We start from the raw sequence: 3266 nt of genomic DNA, 5'->3' as shown, positions 1-3266 counted from the left end.
ATCAACTAGAAAATCTGCGAAATCTGTTGAATAATCAAGGGCAAGATCATGCCAAAGATTGTCTATGGTTATATTATGACATTAAAACTAGAATATCTATGAAACGCTTGTCGAGTCATGCTAATGATACAGAGTCGAAGGAATGGATTAAGAAGAAATACTGCATAGATGAGGTAAGTGAAATAGAGAAAATTGCGCTGCCGGTATGGAGTGATAATCTTTTGTCTAACGTTCTGTCTGATAACAAAAAAAAGAAGGAATTAAATAAATTTATAGATCAACCGTATTTTGAATACCATTTTAATGAATGGTTTTTAAAGTTTATTTATTTTTTTGTGGCCGGAGAGATAGGCCGTACTTAGGGTCTATATTCTAATTTTCTGAAGAATTGCGCGATCAATCTCGCTCGCCACCCACCGCGCGCTCCGCTTTCCAATATGGATCGGCGGGGGCAAAACCTTCTGCTGAACCAGCCGGTACACCTGGCTGCGCCCGATCGAAAGCCGGGCGCAGACTTCGGTGATCTTCAGCAGTTGAATATGGTCGCTCATGTCTCTGTCTCCTCACCCCATCCGGGGCAGTAGAATTTTGGCGCGGCTAGGCCATTCGTCGGCGGCGCGGTGCCAGGGGAGGGGTTTTAGTGTGCGGCGCAGGGGCTGCGGTTGGGGGCTGGGCCGAGCCACCGGCCGCGCGTGAAAATCGCTTGGATCATGCGGCACCCTGCCGGATCTGCTGGTAGCGTTCTTCGCACGCCAGCGGGGGGCGGCCCAGATCGTCGGCGATCTGGCGGAAGCTTTCGCCCCGCAGGCGGCGGGCTAATAAATCCCGCTCGTCGGTGGTGTTCCAGGGGTGCTGCGCGATAAGCCCCACGCGGTCGGCTTCTGTGGGCGGGTCGATCGGCGTTACCGCCGTGATCGGCACGGCCTTATCGACATTATGAAGCCACACAACGAGTTGGCCGGAACCAAGAAGCGCGGCGGGAAGGCGGGTGGTTGTCACGATCGGCCCGAAGTCGGCAAGCCACGCCTTAACCCAAGTGCCGGGCGGGTTGGCGGTATTCCAGGCGTCGCGTTCGGCGGTGAGGGCGGGAAGATCGAGCGTCATGCGTCATCTCCCTCGGTCTCAAGTGTTATGCCGAGCGCGCCTTTGTAGAGTTGATAGTTTTCGTCGCCTTCCAGCGCGGCGCGGCGGTTCTTGCGTTCGGTGTCGACGGCTTTGCGGAGGGCTTTTTTGTCGAAGCCCGCAGTTTCAACCTCATCACTCAATGTCTTTATGTCCTCGGTAATGCGCTGGCGTTCATCAAGCAAAAGGTGGAAACGGTCGGCAAAGCCGCGTAACTGCGCCTTGGCGTCCGGATTATCGGGAGCATCACTCATGATGGCCTCGTGGGAATTGCAGGATGATGGCCCCGCCGATAGCCGGGCGCGGCGGACGGGTGCGGCGGGCGATCTCCGCCTGATAGCCGAAGAGTTCGGCGGCATTCGGCAGGCTCAGGGCGGTATAAGGCACCGTCCAGGGCTGGCCGCGCGGCTGCTGAACCCAGCAAAGCCCATGCTTTTGGTCGATCTCGGCCACGCGGACCATGCCGACGGTGTAGCAGTGCAGCACCGCGCCAACTTGAATATGCTCGGGGCAGGGCGGCGCAGCGGTTGCGGCGGCCGCCAGTTGGAAAAATTGGTTCCAGGCGATGCGCCAAGCGGACCAAAAGGAGGGCTGCGGCATCATTACGGCTCCTCCGGCTCTGTCAGCGAGAAATCGCCGGTCAGCCCGTCCCAGTAGAGGGCGCGCGCTTCCCGAAGCGCCTCCGCAGGGTCGCGGCGGCGGGTCATGCCTCCCCCCGTTCTTGAGCCCGCCCCAGGCTCTTCGTGAGTTCCAGCACGCTTTTGCGGACTTTCTCATCCTTGATCCGGTCGAACGCGCGGGCGAGTTCCAAGATTTCGCGCTTGGATAGATCCTTGCTGTCGAAATCCGGCGCGGCTTCGGTCATGCCGGGCACGGGGCCGCCGCTGGTGGCGGTGCTCATATCATCGAAAAAGAAGGCCACGGGGACGTCGAGCACTTGGGCGAGTTCAAACAAGCGCCCCGCGCCAATGCGATTTGCGCCGCGTTCGTACTTCTGGACCTGCTGAAAGGTCAGTCCGATGGCCGCGCCTAGCTTTTCCTGCCTCATGCCCAAAAGCGTGCGGCGCAGGCGAACGCGGGAACCGACATGCACGTCAACGGGGTTGGGCTTGCCGTCCGGGGTGCCGCGACTGCCGCGACGGCGTTTGAAGGGGGTAGTCATGGGCGTTGCTCCCATCAATCGGGTTGTAGGGCTTTCCTCAGCGCGATACCGTCTTGCGGTTGTAGATGCGCCCAAGGGAGGGAAGAATGGTGACAGATGGTGATGTTCAGGCTGCAGCGGCACTCGTTGCGGCAGATGTGCGGGCATGGCAGTACCAGCACGAAATTGCTCAAACCGATGAGCAGCGCAAAACTGCCGATCAGGAGTTGAACCCGGACGAACGCGGCAAGCAGTTTGAGGAGGCGATTATTCTGGTGGTCGAGGCGCGCGAGCGGGCCGCTACGCGGCTGCGGAGTCGCCCGAGCAATCCACGGGTGACGATTCTGTAGGCGCGACGCCTGCGGCTTTCAGCCGGGTTAGGTAATTGTGGCGAAAGGCAGTGTGGTAGGATTCTGCTGCCTCCAGCAGCGCTTCAAACGCGCGCTGGGTCGAAGGGTCGGCGCGAAACCTGTGGGCCGCATAATCCAGCGCAGCGTTTGCGGCCTGCGCGGCAAAAAAACGCCGTGTCGTGAAGGGCGGCTTTATAGCATTCGTCCCGAACGCGGTTTTCATGGGCTTCGCGGTTGCGGGCTTTCGACCTTTCCTGTTCGGATAGGCGGCGTTCGGCGCGCTGCTGAGGAATGTCTGGTGCGGGAGTGGTCTCGGCAATCGGGTCGGCCATGATCGGCGCTCCATCGGTTGTGATGGAGAGAATTTAAGTCACGCTTAAATTTTGCTGCAATATGAAAGTTAAGTTTGGCTTATATTTTTTTGTCAGGCTGATATTTTTGATGTTAGGGACGGGTGAGGCGAGAGAGGTTTAGGCAAAAATCAGCCATTCTCCGCCGTTCTGAAGCTGTACCGCAATAGTCGAATTGATAGTCCTTAGCGATATCATCGACCCTGATAAGTTGCATCAGATTTAAAACTGAGTATTTATCAAACCCCTGTCCAGTCAATTTTATCAATTTCGCTGCGTGTTAGTCGCGATTTCATAATGTAA

8 protein-coding genes are annotated in these 3266 nt (G+C 57.3%); 2 read left to right on the top strand and 6 right to left on the bottom strand.

Features of this window, described 5'->3' with window-relative positions; all coding sequences use genetic code 11:
- Positions 1 to 362 (top strand): hypothetical protein (locus tag VZ95_RS24255; protein ID WP_232302675.1); only part of this gene is annotated, 362 nt, incomplete at its 5' end.
- Between the two features lie 3 nt (positions 363 to 365).
- On the opposite strand, the gene VZ95_RS14535 is transcribed toward VZ95_RS24255, so the two are convergent.
- From VZ95_RS14535 to VZ95_RS14515, 5 genes are all read right to left on the bottom strand, one after another.
- A complete protein-coding gene (locus VZ95_RS14535) occupies positions 366 to 551 on the bottom strand; it encodes a helix-turn-helix transcriptional regulator (protein ID WP_045776496.1) in 186 nt (61 codons plus the stop codon).
- A gap of 157 nt (positions 552 to 708) precedes the next feature.
- The gene (locus VZ95_RS14530; protein WP_045776495.1) at positions 709 to 1104 is read right to left on the bottom strand and encodes an SANT/Myb-like DNA-binding domain-containing protein; all 396 of its coding nucleotides are present in this window, start codon (positions 1102 to 1104) and stop codon (positions 709 to 711) included.
- Complete coding sequence (locus VZ95_RS23145) at positions 1101 to 1376, bottom strand: GapR family DNA-binding domain-containing protein (RefSeq protein WP_198148316.1); 276 nt, start codon at positions 1374 to 1376, stop codon at positions 1101 to 1103. The genes VZ95_RS14530 and VZ95_RS23145 overlap by 4 nt, the downstream gene beginning before the upstream one ends.
- Positions 1369 to 1725, bottom strand: coding sequence for a hypothetical protein (locus VZ95_RS24250; protein ID WP_045776493.1), 357 nt, complete (start codon positions 1723 to 1725; stop codon positions 1369 to 1371). Before VZ95_RS24250 ends, VZ95_RS23145 begins: the two co-directional genes overlap by 8 nt.
- 100 nt (positions 1726 to 1825) lie before the next feature.
- The gene (locus VZ95_RS14515; RefSeq protein WP_045776492.1) at positions 1826 to 2284 is read right to left on the bottom strand and encodes a helix-turn-helix domain-containing protein; all 459 of its coding nucleotides are present in this window, start codon (positions 2282 to 2284) and stop codon (positions 1826 to 1828) included.
- 86 nt (positions 2285 to 2370) lie between these two features.
- Between VZ95_RS14515 and VZ95_RS14510 the strand changes: the two genes are divergently transcribed.
- Positions 2371 to 2613, top strand: coding sequence for a hypothetical protein (locus tag VZ95_RS14510; RefSeq protein WP_045776491.1), 243 nt, complete (start codon positions 2371 to 2373; stop codon positions 2611 to 2613).
- An 83-nt stretch (positions 2614 to 2696) separates the two neighbouring features.
- On the opposite strand, the gene VZ95_RS24245 is transcribed toward VZ95_RS14510, so the two are convergent.
- Complete coding sequence (locus tag VZ95_RS24245; RefSeq protein WP_156995316.1) at positions 2697 to 2945, bottom strand: hypothetical protein; 249 nt, start codon at positions 2943 to 2945, stop codon at positions 2697 to 2699.
- Between the last annotated feature and the right edge of the window lie 321 nt (positions 2946 to 3266).

The sequence above is a fragment of the Elstera litoralis genome (assembly GCF_000963705.1).
GTDB classification, from domain to species: Bacteria; Pseudomonadota; Alphaproteobacteria; order Elsterales; family Elsteraceae; genus Elstera; species Elstera litoralis.
The sequence above is the reverse complement of the archived record's forward strand: the minus strand, read 5'-3'. Positions and strand labels throughout refer to the sequence as shown.